The sequence below is a fragment of the Acetobacterium sp. genome, assembly GCF_039830195.1.
In the GTDB taxonomy this organism is placed as follows: Bacteria; Bacillota; Clostridia; order Eubacteriales; family Eubacteriaceae; genus Acetobacterium.
The window spans coordinates 15,869-36,525 of sequence record NZ_JBDODG010000039.1 but is presented as its reverse complement, the minus strand read 5'-3'; the positions used below and the strand labels follow the sequence as shown (position 1 = coordinate 36,525).

Here is a 20,657-nt window from a genome sequence, read left to right as displayed (position 1 = left end):
ACTTAAACCAAATGATATGCGGCAACAAAACCTGTTTCTACCGCGTTGGCAATTCGGCCAACCTGGGCGGTATCACCAATTTTCACAACTCGATCAAATTGCTTAACAAGTTCATCGGCCAGGGTTTGATCAGCCTTGACACCTAAGGATAGAACCACATGATCAACGGCGAGGTCAGTGCATTGTCCATTGGTCTGCTCCAATTTAATCGATTTGTCATCAATTGAAACCAGCTTATGGCCAGGCATAAAGATCGTGCCAAATTTTATCAGGCGGGCCTGAACGTCGCTGAAGCTCTGCCAGCTGGCATCGGGGCCAATGCGATCAGCCATTTCCACCACAAAAACCTCGTTATCCTGGGTTTCCAGCAGCTCAGCCGTTTCAACCCCGGTCATGCCAGAACCGATCACAGCGACTTTTTTACCAGTGAGCTGGACCTTACCGGTGAGAATATCCGTGCTGGTGCAGACATGGGCTTTTTTGACGCCTTTAATGGATTGGGGAACAATCGCTTCAGAACCGGTACCCACAAAAACAGCATAAGGGTTCAGGGCCGTAATGGCATTATGGGTGGCTGGTGTATTGAGTCGAACCTCCACCCCCAGCTTAGTAAGTTGGTTTTTATAATAATCAATCAGCCAGTTGATTTTATCTTTATGAGGTGGCTTGTTGGCCAGCCCGAGTTGGCCACCCAGTTCGCCGTCCTTTTCAAATAAGACGACTTTAAACTGGCGTTCGGCCAGCTTTCGAGCCGCTTCCATGCCAGCTGGACCACCACCGATAACAACCACTAAACGGCCATCGCCATTCATGCGGGCATCATTATAGAACCATTCCCGGGCAGCCCGGGCATTGATGGCACAGGCAAAGGGTTCGCCCTTCATCCCATTGGCAATCATCGAGTCCATGCAGTTCAGACAGGAAATACAGCGGCGGATATCGTCCACCTGTCCAGCAGCAGCTTTATTAACCCAATCAGGATCGGCCAATAAACCCCGGGCGATGGTAACCCCGTCCACTCGTCCCTCAGCAATGATTTTTTCGGCAAAATCCGGGTTGCGGATCACACCGACCCCAAAGACCGGCACATCCACCGCTTTTTTAACGGCTTCGGCCAGATAGATTTTCCAGCCTTCGGCAAAAGAAATCGGTTCCCAGGCCTGGTTCATGGTTTCATAAATACCGGCGGAGACATTGATGGCATCGAGACCAAAGGGCACAAGATATTTACAGATTTCCACCGCTTCATCCAGCAGTAAGCCGTCTTCTGAAAAGGGGAACATCGATTCCCGGAGAAACTCATCGGCTGAAATTCGGAACATTACCGGGTAGTCCCGGCCAACGCGAGCGCGGATGCCTTCAATAATTTCTTTAACCACCCGAGCCCGGTTTTCGGTGCTACCACCGTATTCATCAGTCCGTTTATTAGTCAGCGGGGAAATGAACTGGTTTAACATATAGCCATGGGCACCATGCAGTTCAACCCCGTCGATCCCGGCTTTGTAGCAACGTTCCGCAGCATTGATATAATCCTGAACAAAGCTTTTTATTTCGGCATTGGTCATTTCCCGGCATTCGGCCTGGGTCAGCATGCTCTTGATGCCACTGGGGGAGATGGTCGCCCGCCCGCCGATGGCCATGTTATCAGTCTGGCGACCGGGATGATGAAGCTGGATAAAGATGGCCCCGTCATAGAAGTGAACAGCTTTAGCCAGTTTTGCCAGCCCCGGGATGCAGTCATCGGTGGCGGCAGAGGTTTGGCGGGGCATCATTACGCCGGTTTCATTGTTTACCCGGGTGACCTCATTAATAATCAGTCCGACCCCGCCTTTGGCGCGCTCGGCATAGTAGGCGCATTCGCATTCCGATACAGTGGCGTTGTCATGGGCCGTTCCCGAACCCATGGCGCCCATCACCACTCGGTTTCTGATTTTTAAGGTACCAATATTGATGGGGGATAATAAATGTTCAAAAGTCATAAGATTCTCCTTAAATTTTATAAATAGACTTACTGATAACAGTCGTAAATCTTGGTCAGCGATGCGGAAATGAGTTTTTCAGTGGCCGGAACCGGACAGAGAAAACGCAACCCTTCATTGGCGACATCGCCGGTGGTGCTGACAGCGCCAGCACCGAAAGCCACCGGACATAGTTGTGAGTATCTTTGTACCATATCAAATCCTCCTTGATTTTGTTAAAGAGTTGTCATTTCTATCTGGCATCAGTATAGCAGTTGGGGGTGGCTCCGTCTTTGTGAGGGTTTGAGATTTTAATAATCAGATAGAAGCCAATTGACAAAGACGACTTGTAAAAAGTGACAAATTGAAGAGGTTGAATTGGTAAAATATTCCTAAACAGGCGAGTCGGCAAAGGTTAGTTGTTTTTCTTTAAGACCCTGATGTACAGGGGTTTCACCCCGTGATATAATGAGTCAAATTCGATAAGATGATAAGGTGGTTCTGATGGCGGTAACACTTAAAAAAATTAGGTCGGTATTGAATGGGCGTCCCATTAAAATGAGCAGCGATGAAAATGACGACAATATTGAAATTAAAGGCATTGATTATTTTGCTGAACAGCGTCCGGACTTGTTGCCGGACTATGCCTATGTTATCAAGGGGTCTGATATTCAGCGACGGCTGGATCATAAAAACTGTTTTATTATCATCGAAGATGAGCCCCTGGACCAAAAGCATATCGGGACAAGCGGCACGAATGCTATTCTGGTGGACAAAGACTGGAACCCGGAAACGGTGGTCAAGCGGGTACGACAATTATTTGAGGAGCAGTATCGGATTGGTGACAGTTCAATAAAAATTCTTGAGTCCTGTCAGCAAGGCTATACCATCCAGCAATTACTGGATCTGGGCTATCAGCTGCTGAATAATCCCTTGTTGCTGGTTGACGTTTCGTTATGTTTTATTGCCCATTCCGGGGGAAATAACATTGACAACGAACCCCTCTGGGAATGGACCCTGTCCAAGGGCTATGTCAATAAGGAATACGCCAAATCGGTGATGACTGATGATAATCAAAATGAAATAGATGAGGGAAAAGAGGTGCTGGTCATCTGGGAAACCGGCCTGTTAAACCATCGGCAACTGGTTGGTCGGGTTTTGAAAAATAATCGGCCGCTGGCATATCTGAAACTTTTGGAATACCACCATCCCATTAGCGAAAGTGATCAGGAAATTCTGATCATGTTGTGTCATGCCGTGGCGATGACCATGGAAGATGCCAACGGTAGCAGCCAGACCGCCAGTTCACTCAGCGATACCTTTTTAATTGCCCTGCTGAACCAGAAAATGTATGATCATGAGGCCATTGAAGAACGGGAAAGAATTTATGGATTAAAGCTCTATAAAAATCTCTTTGCCCTGGTCATCCGCATTGATAATCGCCAGAATACTAATGATCGGTTGTATTACTTAAAACGGATTTATCAGAATTTTTTTAATCGTCAAACCGTGATTATTTACAATGGGCAATTGGTGATTTTGCTGGACACCATCACCGCAGAAATTCAGAATGAGCGGGAAATGGCCTCCTTTGAAAATCTGCTGGAAGAAAATGACTGCACTGCCGGCATCAGCAAAATATTTTATCACCTGTATGATTTTTGTGAGCACTATAAACAGGCTCACAATGCTTTGACTTTGGGCGATCAGCTAAAAAAACCAGGACGGATTCATAACTATGACGATCTGATTATTCCCCATATGATCCTCAGCTTTAGAGGGGAAACCAATATTAAGAATTTAGTTCATCCGGTGGTGAAAACACTGACAGAACTGGATGAGAAAAAAGGCAGCAATTTTTTGGACACCCTGGTGGCCTATATTAATCATAATCAGGATACCACCCTGACGGCCAAAAGTCTGCATATTCACTACAATACGCTCAAATACCGGATTAATCGGATCATCGAAATAACTGAGCTTGATTTGTCCGATAGCGAAACCTTATTTAATATTCAGCTGTCTGTGAAAGTGAATGACATATTAGCTTGTTTATAGAAAATCGGAACTGCAATATCATCCAAGAGATAAAATCAGATCAATGTTACACTGGGGTGGAAGTGGAGGTCGATCAATGAAACACCATGAAGAACGGATCGTGCGTTATGATAGCACCCTGAAAATAGAAGCCTTTCGATTAAAAGGCATTATTCAAAAATTCCCCAACCATTTTCATGAGCATTATGTGATTGGTTTTATTGAAAGTGGGCAACGAAAACTGTCCTGCAAGAACAAAGAATACCGGGTAGGACCGGGGGATTTGCTGCTTTTTAATCCCTACGATAATCATTTTTGCGAACAAATTGATGAAAACACCCTGGACTATCGGTGCCTCAACATCAAACCGGAAATCATGCGGGCCGTGGTTTGCGAAATTACCGGCAAGCAGGACAAGCTTATTTTTAAACAGCCGGTGGTATGCCGGTGCGAACAGGTGAAACCACTCCAGGAACTGCATCAGATGGTGATGCAGGAAGAAAAAGAATTTAACAAGGAAGAAGCTTTTCTGTTTTTGATTGAACAGCTGATTGAAGAATATGGCAACTGGGAAGCAGATGGCGATCAACAGGAAGTTGACGGTGACATTGAAACGATCTGTACTTATCTGGAAGCACATTACCCGGAGCGGATCTCGTTAGATGACTTATGTGCGCTAATTGGTTGTGGTAAGTATTATCTGGTACGGGCCTTTACCAAAACAAAGGGGATTACCCCCTACCGCTATCTGGAGACGGTGCGCATCAACCAGGCCAAGCTATTGCTGGAAAAAGGGCTGGAACCGCTGGAAACTGCCTACCAGACGGGATTTTCGGATCAGAGTCACTTCACCAATTTTTTCAAGGAATTCATCGGGATTACCCCCAAACAATACCAGAAAATATTTATCCCGCAGGATTCACAAAACCGGGATCCCGGCGCAGCAGCGAAGGGAGCAAAAATTGATTAATCAACACCACCTGACCGGCCATCTGGCCGCTGCTTTTACGATTTTCATCTGGGGGATCACCTTTGTTTCGACAAAAATTCTGCTGGATGTCTTTACCCCGATTGAGATTCTGGTTTTTCGCTTCGTCATCGGCTATCTCGCCCTGACCCTTGTCTATCCCCGGCGCATGGGCCTGCGCAGCCGGGCCGAGGAAATGCTGATGATGGCCGCTGGTTTGTGTGGGGTAACACTTTATTTTTTACTGGAGAACATTGCTCTCACCTATACCTATGCCTCCAACGTGGGGGTGATTATCTCGATTGCACCCTTTTTCACGGCGATCCTGGCTCATTTCTTTTTGACCGGAGAAAAACTGCACCTGAATTTTTTTATCGGCTTTATCGCCGCCATCATGGGCATCTTTCTGATCAGTTTTAATGGGATCACGGTGCTGCAGCTCAATCCCATTGGTGATTTACTGGCGGTGTTGGCGGCCGCGGTGTGGGCCGTTTATTCGGTACTGACCCGCAAGATAAGTAGCTTGGGTTATCATACCATTCAAACCACGCGGCGGATCTTTTTTTACGGGCTACTATTTATGATGCCAGCCCTGCCTTTTTTCAATTTTACTTGGAGCCTTCAACCATTGGCTCAGCCGGTCTATCTCTTTAATCTGCTGTTTCTGGGATTGCTGGCCTCAGCCCTTTGCTTTGTCACCTGGGGTCTGGCGGTCAAGCGGTTGGGGGCCACCAAAACTACCGTTTATATTTATCTGGTGCCGGTGATTACCGTGGCAACATCGGTGCTGGTCCTGCAGGAAAAACTAACCGGGCTGGCGGTGCTGGGTATCGCACTGACCTTATTGGGGTTGGTGATATCCGAAAAGCAGATGGCCCCGGGAAAAAACGCGATTACCGAACAGTCCGAAAAGAGCTGCTGAAATTAAGTGTCATCAGCCATGATTTTATAACAAATCAAAAACAAATTATCTGACCATTCCGCTGATTTATGATAGAATAAATCAGCGGAATGTTTTTTTATGAAATGATCAATAACAGATAAAAGAAAGGTTAAGTGAAATGTTAAAATTAAAGTCAATGAGGATCACTCGGGTAGGTTTATTCTGTCTGGCTTTATTGCTGGGGCTGACTCCGGTTTTTGGTAGCGTCAAAGCAGAGGACAAGCTGCCACAAACTGAAAACGCTGTCACAACCACGTCGGATGCGGTAGGCCAGGCAACGACGACGGAGCCCACGGTGAATGCGGCGTTGGGCTGCTCATATCGTACCCATGTGCAAAACGTGGGGTGGCAGAGCTTTGTCAGCAACGGCGTCATCAGTGGAACCGAAGGACAGGGTCTGCGTTTAGAGGGAATTGAAGTGAAACTGGAAAATGTCAGCGGCGATGTCGGGATTGAGTACACTACCCATGTCGAAAACATCGGTTGGCAGAACTATGTAAAAAACGGTGCTATGAGCGGAACCTCCGGCCAGTCACTGCGTCTGGAGGCGATCAAAATCCGACTGACGGGGGCTGACGCTGTGAATTATGACGTTTACTATCAGGTTCACGCCCAGAATTTTGGCTGGCTGGATTGGGCCAAAAATGATGCCAGTGCCGGAACCGAAGGGTTCGGCTTAAGGCTGGAGGGGATCAGAATCATGGTGGTGCCCAAGGGTGAGCCGGCGCCGGGCGCAACCGCACGGCCCTTTGTCACCACCAACACCCAAGTTGTCTATCAGACCCATATCCAGAATATTGGCTGGCAGGGGTGGCAGCAAAATGGTGACTTGAGTGGTACAACGGGCCAGAATCTGCGCCTGGAAGCAATTGAAATAAAGAATGACTATCGCGAGAGCAATGTCGGTCTTGAATACCAGACCCACGTGCAGAATATCGGTTGGCAGGGCTGGAAAGAAGACGGCGAATTGAGCGGTACCGAGAACCAGGGGCTCCGTCTCGAAGGCATTCAAATCCGGCTGACCGGAGCCAATGCCGAGCTGTTTGATGTATACTACGAAGCCTATGTGGAAGGCTTTGGCTGGCTGCCCTGGGTGATCAATGGCGAAACTGCGGGAACCGAAGGTTTAGGGCTACGCCTGGAAGGAATTAAAATTATTGTTCAGCTAAAAGGGACCCAGGGGCCCAGTGCCACCGAAAACGAGTTAGGCTCAATGGCTCAGCTGGTCAATAAAAACCACAGCATTCCCGCCGACTATGTTCCGGGTGATCTGGTCTGGGTTAATCTACCCTCGACCCGGGATACCCAGCTCCGGGCCGATGCCGCCGAGCATTTAATCCAGCTCTTTAATGGCGCCAGTGCGCAGGGTTTAACCCTCTACTGCTGTTCCGGGTATCGTTCCTATGCGACCCAGTCAGCCTTGTACCAATGGAATGTGGAGATGTATGGGGTCGCCGGGGCGGAACTGGTCAGTGCCCGGCCGGGCATGAGTGAGCATCAATTGGGGTTGGCCATGGATGTCACCTCCGCCACCGTTGATTTTGATCTGGTGGAAAACTTTGGGGCCACCGCCGAAGGCCAGTTTATCCGTGACCATGCCCATGAATATGGCTTTATCGTCCGCTATCCCCAGGGCAAAACCAATATTACCGGTTATGCCTACGAACCCTGGCATCTACGATATCTGGGGGTTCCGGTGGCAACCACGATTCATAACAGCGGCAAAACCATGGAAGAGTTTTATGGGATATATTAACAGATCTGATTTTAAGCAAAAACACCCTATTCCGGACCGGGAATAGGGTGTTTTAATTTAGGTTGCATGCTTTGAGTTGATCGTGCACTAAAAAATAAATTGGCGGGTTGACACAAATTAAATTCATTAAAAAAATGTGAAAGATCGGGATTGTTTGGGTATATAATACAACACTTAGATGAATGCGGCTCAATAATTAAAAAAATAGTTGATGAAAGGAGTTCTTGTGGGGATACTACCATTGATATTTTCATTGTTGTTTTTCATTATATCCGGAATTTATATATTCTTTGGTTCTTATATTGTTTCGGTGAACGCGAAAGAAAAAAGCAATCGGGTCTTTTTTGTGCTGTGTATCTTTTTAGCTGTTTGGACATTTAGCCTGGCTATGTCCATTTCAGCAGCGGACATGGAGACAAGCTTTTTTTGGCGCCGCGTTTCAGCACTGGGGTGGTGCTGCTTTGCCGGGCTGTTATTACATTTCTTATTAATTCTCACCAAAAAACAAAGGCTGCTTAAAAGGTGGTGGATCTATTTTTTGATTTATACCCCGGCAGCCGTCTTTATTTACATATTTGCGCTATCTCATGACCTGGCCATCCTCCAGTATAATTTGATCAATACACCGTTCGGGTGGCTTAATCGAGCCGAAAATAATCTCTGGAATGTACTATATTATATTTATTACTACAGTTTTATTGCCATCGGACTGGGCATACTTTGGCACTGGGGGGAATACTCCGGTAACCAGCGAAATATGCAACAGGCCCGGCTTATTCTGAAAGGCTTTAGTATTTCATTAGTCATTGGTTTTGTCATGCAGATTCTCGGCAATGAGTTATTCTTAACAGGAGCCACACAAAAAATCTCAAATGTTATGTTTGTCGCCATCCTGGCCATGTTTTACTCAATTAAAAAGTACAAACTGGTAAGAATGCCGCCAATCAATATGGATGAAATCATTTTAAATAAGAAGAACCGCACTAAAATATATAATTACCTGGCGGGATGCTTTATCGCCGGAAGTTTTTTAAATATTATTTCCCGGTACTTCATTAAAGCGCAGGATGACCTGATCTCGATTCTGACCTTTAGCGGACTATTATTGGCAATTGGTTTGATCATCCAAATAGCCCAACGTGCGGAGCCCCTGAAGAAGTACCAGAATTATATCATCATGGTGTTAATTGGGATCTCGATACCCGTAATAACCTTTGAGTTTATCAGCATCGCCAGTCTCACAATTTGGGCCTTCCCATTTATTCTGATAATGATTGGCCTTGTTTATAATAACCGAATTGCCCTGGTTGGGATAACGGTGTCCATCTTTCTAACCCAGATTCTGGTTTTTATTATCAAACCTCAGGCCATTGTAGAAATTGCCAGCGCCGTTTACGTGGCGAGAATCGGGTTGTTTGGGATTGGGGTTTGGGTGGCTTTTTTTGTAAATAAACTCTATGTTCAGCGATTGAAGCAAAATGCCGACCAGCTCAAAATCCAAAAAACGATTTCCGAATTTTCGACTGACTTTCTTAATGTCAGCGCCGTAAATTTTGATCAAAAAGCCATAAAATGGCTACGCAAAAGCGGTTCGATGTTCAATATCGACCGCGCCTGTATCTGTTTTTTTAATGAAGATAAGAGCAGTATCTCGTGTCAACAGGAATGGTGTAATGACGGTGTCGGGTCACAAAAAGAAGAGCGCCTGAATATTCCCGTAGCAGCAGCCCCGGAGTGGATCAAATCAATTTTTGCCAATGAAGTGGTCCATATTTTCAATCGCGGCGACAATTTGGAAGAAAGACCCAATGATGTGACTATCGCAATCCCGATTTCCTGCAAAGGCGAGGTAAGAGGATTCCTGGCTTTTGAAATAAAAACTGAGAAGGAAGAATTAAACCGAGAATATGAAGGGCTGCTGGAAATTATTGCCAACATTTTAGCAGATGCCCTGGTGAAGATCGATGCCGAAAATGAAATCACCTATCGTGCTTATTATGATCAACTAACCGGGTTACCCAACCGCTTATTGTTCAACGACAGCTTGAACCAGGGAATTAAATTAGCAAAACAAAATGGTAAAATGATCGGGATCATCTATCTGGATATTGATAGTTTTAGAACCGTCAATGATATGATGGGCCATGAGGGCAGCGACAAGCTACTGGTTCAGGTCAGTCAGAAGTTGGTGCACTCAGTAAAAAAATCCGATCGCGTTTGCCATTTTGAGGGTGATGGATTTGTAATCATTCTGAATAATATGGCCCGGGAAAAAGAAATTTTAAAGGTAGCCAACCGGATTACCAGTTTATTTAAACACGCCTTTATTGTCAATGGCCAGGAATTCTATATCTCGGCCAATGCCGGCATTTCGATTTATCCGCAGGATGGGGAAACAGCCGAAGAGTTGATAAAAAATGCCGATATTGCGATGTATAGGGCCAAAGAAAAAGGAAAAAACAATTATGTATTATGTTCCGCGACGATTAAAGCAGAAGTAAACTTTAAAAATAAACTCACCAGCAATCTGTATCACGCGCTGGAAAAGCATGAATTGCGGGTTTATTATCAACCGCAGATTTCTTTGGGAACAGGCAGAATTGTCGCAGTGGAAGCGCTGCTGCGATGGCAGCATCCGGAACTGGGGATAATACTACCCAAGGTGATTATTCCGCTGGCTGAACAAACCGGGTTGATCAATCCCATCGGGGAATGGGTGCTGAAAACAGCATGCAGTCAAAATAAGTCATGGCAGGATATGGGGCTGCCGCCGATCCGGATCGCCATTAATATCTCCGCCACCCAATTTCGCAATCCACGGTTAATCAGTCAGATGAAAAAGTTGATCAAAGAAACGGATTTAAAACCAAGATATCTGGAATTGGAGCTGACCGAAAACATCGCCATCAACAAATCCAGTTATATTGTCAGTGTTTTAAACGGGCTGAAAAAGTTGGGACTGTATATTTCTATCGATGATTTCGGCACCGAGTACTCATCATTAAGTCGACTGAAATTATTGCCCATGGACCAGATAAAAATTGACAAGCAATTCATTGATGGCGTCACCGAAAATGAAAAAGACCAGGCGATCGTCAATACCATCATTCGTCTGGCCAAAAATCTGGGACTCAGTGTGATCGCCGAAGGTGCCGAAACGGAAGCACAGATTGACTTCTTAAAACATCAAAAATGCGATACCGTCCAGGGCTTCTTTTACCATAAGCCGATGCCGGCTGCGGAAATTGAGACAATTTTGCGACAAACTTTAGGTTATCAATAAACTGCCGTACCGACCAATTGTTAATCTGTTGTTCGCCGCGGAATCGGACAGGCGCTGCCGTGTCCGCTCCGATGCGTACAACATGATGTAACAATTGTCGGTACTGGGTTATCTTTTTGACAGTTGGTCACCCTGATTAAGCATCAGGGTGTTAATTGCGTTAATTCAGATTGTTTTCTTCCAGGGCCAGTTTGGCCGCCGGGAAGGGTTCCAGGGCCCGGCTTAAGATCCCCTGAACATAGGCGATCAGCATCCCGTAGTTGGTGATGTAAACCCCTTTTTGTCGGGCGGTGTGAACCCGGTACTGCATTTCCCGGCGGTTGAGCATGCAACCGCCGCAGTGAACAATAACGGCGTATTCCCCGATGTCTTTGGGATAATGCGCGCCGGAAGCCCAGTGAAATTCCAGGTCACAGCCGGCAATCTGGCGGATCCAGCGGGGGATTTTGACCTTGCCGATATCATCGGCCTGGCGGTGATGGGTACAACCTTCGACGATCAGTACCTTATCCCCGGGCACCAGTTGTTCGATCCGTTTAATCCCCCGCACCATTTCGGCCAGATCGGTTTTCTGCCGCGCAAACAGGATTGAAAAAGAGGTCAGCGGAATGCCGGCCGGGGTATCGGCCGATACTTTGAGAAAAGCCTGAGAATCTGTGATGACAATAGCTGGCGGCTTGTTCAGGCTTTCCAGCGTATGTTTCAGCTCATGCTCTTTGGTGATCATCGCCACCGCATCCTTTTCGATGATGTCGCGGATGGTTTGCTGCTGGGGCAGAATCAGCCGACCCTTGGGGGCCGATTTGTCGATCGGGGTTACCAGCACTACCATATCCCCGGATTCAATCAGATCGCCGACCAGCGCCGGTTCCACATCTTCATAGTTGGCATGGTCGATGATCATTTGCTTGACCGCCTTGATTCCGGTACCATTATAAACACTGGTAAAGGACAAGGGGATTTTAAGCGATTTTTTCAAGGCTTCGATCTCTTCCGGCGCGGGACAACCCTTGTCGGCTTTGTTGAGTACAAAAACGCTGGGGATTTTGCGCTTGATTAGCTGATCGATGAATTCTTCTTCAAAGTCAGTAATGCCGGTTTCAATATCCGCCACGACAATGGCGAAATGACATTTCCGCAGCACCTCATAGGTTTTTTCAATCCGTAGCATTCCCAGTTCGCCGGTATCGTCCAGACCGGCGGTGTCGATAAAGACCACCGGGCCGATGGGTAACAGCTCCATGGTTTTATAAACCGGGTCGGTGGTGGTTCCGGCGACGTCAGAAATAACCGCCACCGACTGGTCGGTGAGGGCATTGATCAGCGACGATTTACCAGCATTTCGTTTGCCAAAAAGGCCAATCGCCATCCGGCTGGACATCGGGGTTTCATTCATACTATTTAGATTCATAATTTTTTATTTCCTTTCGATCAGAGATTGTGATCAGTGTTTTTTATCCATGCTGGGTGAGGTCAGTCGTTCCGGTTTTAACACCTCCGCCAGTTCAGCCGCGGTCATCCAGCTTTTTTCGAGAATAATATCTTTTATCGATTGTCCGGTTTCTTTTAATATCAAAGCAGCTTCGGTGCCCTTGTCATAACCGATGATGGCGGTGAGGGCGGTGAGGGTTACGGTACTGTTTTCCAGATTGGTCCGACAGGTTTCCGCGTTGGCCGCAATCCCGTCGATACAGCGACGGATAAAGATCGGCAGGGTGTGACTGAGCAGATCCAATTCTTCAAACAGGTTTTTGGCAATCACCGGCAGGAAGGCATTCAGCTCCAACTGTCCCGACATGGCAGCCAGGGTAATCGCCGTATCATTGGCCATAATCTGGAAGGCCACCTGATTAACGGCTTCGGGGATGACCGGATTGACCTTGCCGGGCATAATCGAAGACCCGGCCTGCACCCCCGGCAGGGTGATTTCACCAAGGCCGGTGTACGGGCCGGAAGAAAGCAGCCGCAGATCATTGGCGATTTTAGAAAGATTGACGGCCGCGGTTTTTAACAGGCCGGAAACTTCCACAAAGACATCGCAGTTCTGGGTCGGATCCATCATGTAATCGGTCCGGGCCAGGCTGATGCCGGTGAGATCCCGGAGTTTTTCAATCATCGTAAAGATGTAGGAACGGGGCGCATTGAGGCCGGTACCCACGGCAGTCCCGCCGATATTCACCTGACGGAGCCGTTCTTCCGCCTTGTAAAGCCGCCAGCGGTCCCGGGAAATGGCCTGAGCCCAGGCCCCAAACTCCTGGCCCAGGGTCACCGGCACCGCATCCTGAAGCTGGGTTCGTCCGGCTTTGATGACCCGCGAAAACGCTTCTTCCTTTTCCTGGAGTGCCGATTGCAGGTTGGCAAAGGACTCAGTCACCGGTTTTAACAACCGGATGGCGGCAATCCGCACCGCGGTCGGAAAGACATCATTGGTGGATTGGTGGAGATTGACGTGATCCAGCGGATGAATCAGATGGTAATCGCCTTTTTGTCCGCCCAGGTGTTCAATGGCGCGGTTGGCAATCACCTCATTGACATTCATATTGGCCGAGGTGCCGGCACCGCCCTGCATACAATCCACCACAAACTGGCTGCGCAGCGCGCCGGCCAGAATTTCATCGCAGGCCGCGGTGATGGCTTCACCCTTTTCCGGATCCAAGGCACCAATGCTGATGTTGGTCAGCGCCGCCGCTTTCTTGATGACGACCAGGGCTTCCACCAGTTCTTTATGAATCGGGATGCCGGTGATATAAAAATTTTCCAGGGCCCGCACCGTATGGATGCCGTAGTAAGCATCAACCGGCACATCAAGTTGGCCCAATAAATCGTGTTCTGTTCGCATGTTTTCCCTCATTTCAAATAAGAATCAAATAAAAATAAAAGACAAAAAAAACTCTCTCTCCGAAAAATAGACGGAAAGAGAGCGTAATAGCATTAAGGACGTTTATTAAATAAAACATAAAAATATTAAATCAAATAAACTTGCCAATTTCGCACCTTTCCGGTCAGAAAAAATCTTTTCGGTCAGGATAATAGCAATAATATAACGTTTTCAGATTAATAAGGCAATCTTAGCATTATTTGATGGGTTTGTCAAAGTCAGGTTAGGGTATTATTTTGTGAAATAGAATGGCAGAATCGAGTTAGGGTGTGATTCTGGAAATAAAGCGGGTAAATACTTCGTATACCAGAGAGGAGGATTTGTAGATGAACTATCAAATCGTTACAGAATTTCCCCATCCAATGATGGAAAAAGGAAAGAGGCCGGTGATCTCCATCTATGTGGATACCCATATCAAGAAACCGGATCGTCTGGAAAATCCCATCCGTTTTAAAAATCTTGTTAAGGAAGCCCAGGCTTCTTTAAAAGAGAAGGAATTCAAAGGGTTCAAAGATTTGTTTTCGCTGTTTAAAGAAATGGAGGAAGATGCTTTGTTCTGGGAAGGTGCCACGGAGAGTATGGCAATTCTGGGGGATGAAGAAGAATGTATTGTCTATAAGCTGCCGGTCAATGTGAAAAGCCTGGCGATTGTGTCAGACAGCTATTATATAAAGCCCATCCTCAGGAGCTTTCAGTCTTACGGCCATTATCACGTGCTGGGTTTAAATCGGGATAATTTCATCCTGTTTGAAGCTGATCGCTACGGCATAAAGGGGATACCAGTGGATCAGAAAGATGCGACCATGGAAGGCGTTCTGGGAACCGAAAAAACCGCCCCCCATCTTTCGGTGGCCAGCATTGGCGGCGATCAGTCCATGTATCACGGCCATGGCGGGGCCAAGGATGAGCGGAAAGTCGACCAGGAAAAGTTTTTCCGTCATGTCGATACCTTTATTCTGGAACAGTATTCCAAAACAAACAAAATACCACTGATCCTGGCTGGTCTGGACGAACACCAGGGCGAATTCAGAAAGCTGTCAAAAAATAATTACCTGATCGCCGAAGGCATAAAAATTGATGTGGATGCCCTCGACAAGAAGACGCTTCACGAAAAAGTTCAGGATGTGATGAATAAACTGTTTGAAAAAGAGCTGCAAGAACGGTTAGATAATTTTTCGGCCGCCCACGCCAAGGATTTAGGTTCCGATGATCTGGTCCAGATCGGCCGGGCCATTGCCGAAGGCAAGGTAGCCACCTTATATCTGGAAGAAAACACCGTTCATCCCGGACTGTTTGACCCCAATCTGGGCAGCATCCGCCAGGGTGAAATTGCGGACCCCCGCGTCGGCGATGTTTATGACGACATGGCCGAGGTGGTACTTAGCCGGGGCGGCGAAGTGCTGATTTTAGAAAAAGAGTACATGCCAACCGAAAGCGACGTGGCCGCGGTGTATCGGTACTGAGAATCTGGTTGGATCAACAAATCGAGCGGAGGATTAACCCCTAATATTTAAAGGGGTTAGTCCTTATTATTTTTCCGGATTTAGTTGGATTTTGTAGTATAATAAAGAAATTATAACGCCGTTGAATGATTAATGCGGAAAAAGCAATTAAAAAAAGTGATCGGCAAAAGTGAAAGGGAACACCATGAGTAATGAATATAAAGAAAAAATAGGAACACTGGTTGACAGCATTTCAGAGAGTTATAAAAAGGAGTGCTACATTGCACCCCATGATTTAGGCTTTTTACCAAACCGGACCGTGATTATTGATACCACCAAAGCATTAAGGCAACTGGTTTTCCCCAGCTATTTCGGGAGAACTAATTTTCGCCGCGAAATTCAGGACTATCATATTGGCGAGTTGCTGGTCTGCATCATCGAAAGTCTGACCAAACAGTTCACTCTGGCTTTGCGACACCAGGCCGGCAGATCCAAAGATTTGGGTGAAGACGATTATCAACAGGAAGCGGAAAGAATTTGTTATGAATTCATGAGCAAAATCCCCCAGATCCGGGAGTTTCTGGCCACCGATGTCATTGCCGCCTTTGACGGTGACCCGGCAGCCAAGAGTAAAGATGAGATTGTCTTTTGCTATCCCGGCGTTTTTGCCATCAGCATTCACCGCCTCGCCCATGAACTCTACAAGCTGGAGATGCCGCTGATTCCCCGCATCATGAGCGAATACGCCCATAATATCACCGGAATTGACATTCATCCCGGCGCCACCATCGGCAAGTATTTCTTTATCGACCATGGCACCGGCGTCGTCATCGGTGAAACCGCAATTATTGGTGAGCATGTCAAAATTTATCAGGGCGTTACCCTGGGGGCGTTGTCCACCCGGGGCGGCCAGAAACTCCGCGGCGTGCGGCGTCATCCCTGCTTAAAAGACGAGGTCACGGTTTATTCCGGCGCTTCAATTCTCGGCGGCGAAACAGTCATCGGCAAGGGAACCGTCATTGGCAGTAACGTGTTTATCACCAAATCAGTGCCGGAAGGAACAAAGGTCAGCATTAAAAGTCCGGAACTAATTTTTGCCGAACGCTCCACAAAAGAATCCCCCCAACAGGAACAACTTTCAGATATCGAAACAATTTAAAAAACAAAACACGAGCCTACGATAAAGTTTCAGAATCCCTTCGGATTTTGAAACTTTTTTGTTTGGAACCATATTAAAAAGGGTATCTATAAATATTAATTAGAACTGAAAATCAATCAAAAAAGCTTAGGGGGGGAACAATGAGCACAAAGATATTGATTGTCGATGATTCAACCACCGATCGTCTGATTATCAGCACCATGTTAGCAGATTATCAAACGCTGACAGCCTGCGATGGATTGGAGGCCATGGAATTAATTGCCAAAAATCCGGATATCGATCTGATCATTCTTGATTTAAACATGCCCAGAATGAATGGCTTTGAGGTGCTTGAAGCACTGCAGCAGGATCCGGTATATCGCAAGATCCGGACCATTATTCTGACCAACTACGACGAAATCGACAATGAGGTCAAGGGCCTGGAATTGGGCGCGGTGGATTATATCCGCAAGCCGCTTAATATTCAGTCACTGTTGATCCGGATCAATATCCATATTAAATTAAAACGGATTCAAAAAATGATCGAACAGGATAATGCCCGGTTGGACGCCATGGTGTTAAAAAAAACCAGAGAGGTGGCCGCCACCCGGGACATTACCATCCAGGCGCTGGTCGGGCTGCTGGAAGTCCGCAATGTGGAATCATCAAAACATACCATCCGTACCCAGTTAATCATGAAAATTCTTTGTGACCATTTAAGCGCAAAACCCAAATACCAGGATATCTTAAGCGAGAACTACGTCCAGGAACTGGTGACCACCACCCCGCTCCATGATATCGGCAAGGTCGGAATTCCCGATAATATCTTATTAAAACCGGGGAAACTGACCAGAGATGAATTTACGATAATGAAAAAACATGTGGATTATGGGGTCAATGCCCTGCAAAACGAAATCTACTGTGATGCGGATGTGCCCAGCTTTATTAAAACAGCCATGGAAATTGTTGGCGCCCATCATGAAAAATATGATGGCAGCGGTTATCCCCGGGGCTTAAGTGGCGAAGAGATACCACTGCCGGGGCGTCTGATGGCGATTATCGATGTCTATGATGCCCTGACCAGTAAACGGGTCTATAAACCGGCCTATGATTTTGACTACAGCATCGAGCTGATCAAAAGCGAAAGCGGCAAGCATTTTGACCCGGATATTGTGACCGGTTTTTTAGAAATCAAGGACAGTGTTATTAAGATTTCCCGTAAATTTCTGCAGGAGATTCAGGAAACAGAGGCCCAGTCATGAAACGACTGGCCCGGTTAATCATCTTACTCATCGTTATGCTGGCTTGGCCGTCTTTTTGTTATGCCCGTGATGACAGTATCGACTGGACGGCCGAAGAACTGGCCTTTATGGCCGAGCATCCGGTGATCCGGCTGGGGGTGGACCCGATGTTTGTGCCCTTTGAGTTTTTTGACGAAGATGGTACCTATCAGGGCATTACCTCCGACTATCTGGAAATAATCAGTGAAAAAACCGGCTTGGAGATGGTGGTCAGCCCCGGACTGACCTGGAACGAAGCCTATGAAAAGGCCCTCCATGGTGAGATTGATATGCTCCCGGCGGTTTCCAAAACCCCGACCCGGGAACAGTATTTTTTATTTTCGGAACCCTATTATTATTTTAAACGCGTCATTGTCGTTCGGGATTCCACCGAGAATATCAGCAGCGTTGAAGATCTGTACCGCCAAACGGTGGCCGTGCAGAAGAACAGTTCCCATCACAGTTACCTGACCGAATACCCGCAACTCAATCTGAGTTTATACGACTCGGTGGAAGCCGCCTTAACCGCCGTGGCCAATGGCACCGAAACGGCTTTCGTGGGAAATCTGGCCACCACCAATTATCTGATCAATTCCACCGGTCTGACCAATTTAAAATACGTCGCCTTTGAAGCCGAAAAACAACAAGCCTTATATTTTGCGGTGCGCAATGACTGGCCGGTGCTGATTGGCATCATCGACAAAACCCTGGCCACCATCACCCCGGAAGAGCGGCTCGCCATCAACAGCAAGTGGGTTGGCGTCGATGTGGTACCCGACTACGGCCCCATCTATCAGGTGGTCATGATTGTCAGCGGGGTCATCATCCTGATCTGGCTGGTGTCCATTTACTGGATTTTACGGCTCCGTCGCGAAATTGACAAGCGCAAAATAATCCAGCGCGATCTGGAAATCGCCAAGCAGGAAGCCGAGGCCGCCAACAATATTAAATCCAGCTTTCTGGCGCGGATGTCCCATGAAATTAGAACCCCCCTCAATGCTATTACCGGGATGGCCTATCTGGTCAAAAAAACCCAGGTCAGCCTGACCCAGAAGATGTATCTGGACCGCATCACCCAATCGGCCAATACGATGCTCAGCATCATTAATGACATTCTCGACTTCTCCAAAATTGAAGCCGGCAAAATCGAGCTGGAGCGGGTCGCCTTTAATCTGGATCTGGTGATTCAGGATGTCATCAATATCGTTTCCTATAAAATTGAAGAACAGCGGATCGGCTTCAAGCTCAGCAAAGACCCCAAAATACCAAACTGTTACTTTGGCGATGCCAAACGGATTGAACAGATATTGCTGAACCTGATTAATAATGCCACCAAGTTTACCAATGACGGCGAAGTCTCCCTGGATATCCGACTGGTGGCCCGGGAATCGGATTTTTACCATCTCGCTTTTACGGTCAGGGACACCGGCATCGGCATGTCGGACGAGCAGATAAAAAATCTGTTTGAGCCTTTTGCCCAGGGGGATGCCAGCATCAACCGCCGCTTTGGCGGCACCGGGCTGGGTCTGTCAATCGTCAAAAGCCTGGTCGAAATGATGAACGGCGAGATCCAGGTTTATAGCACCGCCGGGGAAGGATCAACCTTCATTGTCGAATTGGCGCTGGAAAAAGATCAGCAAAAAGAGCAGGAATATCAGCAACAGGTTTCGTCGCTGTATTTTAATGATATCAAGACCCTGGTACTGGAAAAAACCGGCTCAAACATGAATGTTATTGACAGTTATTTAGGGGCCTTTGGGATGCACTGCGAACTGACCACCTCGGCAACCAGTGCCATCAATATGCTGGAACTGGAAAACGGCAAGTTTTCAGAGCCCTTTGATCTGCTGATTCTGGATTATGATACCCCCACCGGCGGCGGCTTTAAATTTATTGAAATGATTCAGGACAATAAAAAAATCCTGAAAAAACCCAAAGTCATTATGCTGTTGCCGATGATGCGGGAGGATCTATTTGACCAACTGGATACCCAGGGCGTTGACATTGGCATCGGCAAACCGATTATCCCTTCGGTTTTATACAATGGCATTCTGGAAATTTTCAGGACCAAAGCCATCGTTGCCAATCAGGCGTTTAAACCGGAAGATCATGTTAACGAAATAATCGACCATCATTATGGCATTCTGGTGGTCGAGGACAACAAAACCAATCAGTTGATTGCCAAATCTCTGCTGGAACCGGTGGGCTTTCAGGTCTGGTTGGGCAATGACGGACAGCAGGGGGTTGAGCTGTTTAAGGCGCACCGCAGCGAGATCGATTTAATTTTGATGGATCTGCACATGCCCGTTCTAAACGGTTATGAAGCAGCCGAGCAAATCAGAGCGCTCTCGGCGGATATTCCCATTGTCGCGATGACCGCTGACGTGATTGAGGGGGTTAAGGAAAAATGCCAAGCGAGTGGGATTCATCACTACATCAGCAAACCCTTTGATCCCGAACACTTTGTGGAAACCATCAGAAAAATTGTCAGCGCCACAACAAGCAGCAAAAAAGAACCGGACCGCCAGCGTGATAACCAGAACAATGGCGGTGCCGATGAGGCCATGGTCCTGGACCGGGAAGAGGGACTCCGCTATATGGGCAACAATCAGTCGCTTTATGAAAGTGTTCTGGAAGCTTATTTCAACGAAAACCAGGACGTGGCAGAAAACCTCGATCGCGACATCAACAACGGGCATTATCAGGCCGCTGCCCAGACGGTCCATAAGGTTAAAAGCAGTTCTGGCAGCATTGGTGCCAAGCACCTTTTTGAAATCGCCAAGGCCCTGCAAAAGGCCCTTGAAGGCGGCGATGAAAAGGAAATCGCCCGTCTGCACCCGCAATTTAGCGCGGCGATCAGGCAGTTGCTGGTGACAATAAAAAGCAATTAAACGCCAAAGGCAAACAAATTCTCCCAATTCGTACCGGGATTTGGTAGCAAAAATAAATAGTTATGCTATAATAATCACAACTTA

13 protein-coding genes are annotated in these 20,657 nt (G+C 47.1%); 9 read left to right on the top strand and 4 right to left on the bottom strand.

The genetic code is table 11. The features are described 5' to 3' along the window. Nucleotides 1–2: 2 nt before the first annotated feature. Together ABGU93_RS12365 and ABGU93_RS12360 are read right to left on the bottom strand one after the other, a co-directional pair. Nucleotides 3–1,979: an NAD(P)/FAD-dependent oxidoreductase gene (locus ABGU93_RS12365; RefSeq protein ID WP_347413754.1), complete on the bottom strand. Its 1,977-nt coding sequence runs from the start codon at nt 1,977–1,979 to the stop codon at nt 3–5. A gap of 29 nt (nt 1,980–2,008) precedes the next feature. Then, nucleotides 2,009–2,173, bottom strand: coding sequence for a hypothetical protein (locus ABGU93_RS12360; protein WP_347413753.1), 165 nt, complete (start codon nt 2,171–2,173; stop codon nt 2,009–2,011). Nucleotides 2,174–2,462: 289 nt separating this feature from the next. Here ABGU93_RS12360 and ABGU93_RS12355 point away from each other — a divergent pair, with 289 nt between their 5' ends. The 5 genes from ABGU93_RS12355 to ABGU93_RS12335 all read left to right on the top strand — a co-directional run bounded on the left by ABGU93_RS12355 (nt 2,463) and on the right by ABGU93_RS12335 (nt 10,944). Next, on the top strand, nt 2,463–4,016 hold the full coding sequence (locus tag ABGU93_RS12355; RefSeq protein WP_347413752.1) for a helix-turn-helix domain-containing protein: 1,554 nt from the start codon (nt 2,463–2,465) through the stop codon (nt 4,014–4,016). Nucleotides 4,017–4,092: 76 nt separating this feature from the next. Further along, nucleotides 4,093–4,965 carry an AraC family transcriptional regulator gene (locus ABGU93_RS12350; RefSeq protein WP_347413751.1) on the top strand — a complete coding sequence of 291 codons (873 nt, stop codon included), beginning with the start codon at nt 4,093–4,095 and terminating at the stop codon, nt 4,963–4,965. Beyond that, a complete protein-coding gene (locus ABGU93_RS12345) occupies nt 4,958–5,884 on the top strand; it encodes a DMT family transporter (RefSeq protein ID WP_347413750.1) in 927 nt (308 codons plus the stop codon). The genes ABGU93_RS12350 and ABGU93_RS12345 overlap by 8 nt, the downstream gene beginning before the upstream one ends. A gap of 139 nt (nt 5,885–6,023) precedes the next feature. Further along, complete coding sequence (locus ABGU93_RS12340) at nt 6,024–7,661, top strand: D-alanyl-D-alanine carboxypeptidase family protein (RefSeq protein WP_347413749.1); 1,638 nt, start codon at nt 6,024–6,026, stop codon at nt 7,659–7,661. 211 nt (nt 7,662–7,872) lie between these two features. Next, on the top strand, nt 7,873–10,944 hold the full coding sequence (locus ABGU93_RS12335; protein WP_347413748.1) for an EAL domain-containing protein: 3,072 nt from the start codon (nt 7,873–7,875) through the stop codon (nt 10,942–10,944). A 160-nt stretch (nt 10,945–11,104) separates the two neighbouring features. On the opposite strand, the gene hydF is transcribed toward ABGU93_RS12335, so the two are convergent. After that, nucleotides 11,105–12,355: a [FeFe] hydrogenase H-cluster maturation GTPase HydF gene (gene hydF / locus ABGU93_RS12330; RefSeq protein ID WP_347413747.1), complete on the bottom strand. Its 1,251-nt coding sequence runs from the start codon at nt 12,353–12,355 to the stop codon at nt 11,105–11,107. Nucleotides 12,356–12,388: 33 nt separating this feature from the next. Then, the gene (locus tag ABGU93_RS12325) at nt 12,389–13,783 is read right to left on the bottom strand and encodes an aspartate ammonia-lyase (RefSeq protein WP_347413746.1); all 1,395 of its coding nucleotides are present in this window, start codon (nt 13,781–13,783) and stop codon (nt 12,389–12,391) included. 365 nt (nt 13,784–14,148) lie between these two features. On the opposite strand from ABGU93_RS12325, the gene ABGU93_RS12320 reads away from it, so the two are divergent. From ABGU93_RS12320 to ABGU93_RS12305, 4 genes are all read left to right on the top strand, one after another. Next, nucleotides 14,149–15,285, top strand: a complete 1,137-nt coding sequence (locus tag ABGU93_RS12320) for a hypothetical protein (RefSeq protein WP_347413745.1) — start codon at nt 14,149–14,151, stop codon at nt 15,283–15,285. Nucleotides 15,286–15,469: 184 nt separating this feature from the next. Next, the gene (gene epsC, locus ABGU93_RS12315) at nt 15,470–16,423 is read left to right on the top strand and encodes a serine O-acetyltransferase EpsC (RefSeq protein ID WP_347413744.1); all 954 of its coding nucleotides are present in this window, start codon (nt 15,470–15,472) and stop codon (nt 16,421–16,423) included. 140 nt (nt 16,424–16,563) lie between these two features. Then, nucleotides 16,564–17,664, top strand: a complete 1,101-nt coding sequence (locus tag ABGU93_RS12310) for an HD domain-containing phosphohydrolase (protein WP_347413743.1) — start codon at nt 16,564–16,566, stop codon at nt 17,662–17,664. Continuing rightward, nucleotides 17,661–20,573, top strand: coding sequence for a transporter substrate-binding domain-containing protein (locus tag ABGU93_RS12305; RefSeq protein WP_347413742.1), 2,913 nt, complete (start codon nt 17,661–17,663; stop codon nt 20,571–20,573). The genes ABGU93_RS12310 and ABGU93_RS12305 overlap by 4 nt, the downstream gene beginning before the upstream one ends. Nucleotides 20,574–20,657: the final 84 nt, after the last annotated feature.